Below are 545 nucleotides of genomic sequence, written 5' to 3' on the forward strand. Positions count from 1 at the left end.
CTTCTCTTGCTCGTGCTCTTGCTCTTGGCGGAGCCGCCGCGGGCGCGGCGGCAGTCATCGATCCCGTGGGCTCAGAGCGCCACGTCCAGCTCGGGGGCGACCCTGGCCAGGGCGGCGGCGAACTGCGCCTTGATGCGCTCGAGCGCCGTCTCGCTCTTGCCCTCGAAGCGCAGTACCAGCACCGGCGTGGTGCCGAAGGAGAGCCCGCGATCCAGGCGCTCCCGCACCGCCCCCAGCACGTCCGGGTCGGCATGGCCGGTGATCATCGGCCCCCAGGAGCCCACGTAGTCGACATAGCGCTTGCCCTCCACGTCGAAGAGGTAGGCGCCCTGGGCGCGCTCCATGAACACCGGCGGACGCTGCATGCCCTTGAAGGCGCGCACCGGCGAATTGACGCCGCCGGGGATGTGGCGGCAGGCCCGTTCGAAGAGCTCGGCGGATGTGGTCATGGCGTATCTCGTCCTCGAAAGCTGTGGATAATTCTCTGGATAACCTTTTCATGGCCAATCTTGGCAGTCGATAGGACGCCCCATCTGACTTTTCCG

Annotated in this window: 1 protein-coding gene; it reads right to left on the bottom strand. The window is 67.0% G+C overall.

Annotated elements, in window-relative coordinates; genetic code table 11:
• Positions 1-71: 71 nt before the first annotated feature.
• Positions 72-449 (bottom strand): aminotransferase class III-fold pyridoxal phosphate-dependent enzyme, encoded by a 378-nt coding sequence (locus DS839_RS36035; protein ID WP_119275361.1) that lies wholly within the window; start codon positions 447-449, stop codon positions 72-74.
• Positions 450-545: the final 96 nt, after the last annotated feature.

This window comes from Taklimakanibacter deserti (assembly GCA_003574785.1).

Excerpts from the sequence above, each read along its gene's own strand:
- DS839_RS36035 (WP_119275361.1), bottom strand. The coding sequence starts at position 449 with ATGACCACATCCGCCGAGCTCTTCGAACGGGCCTGCCGCCACATCCCC.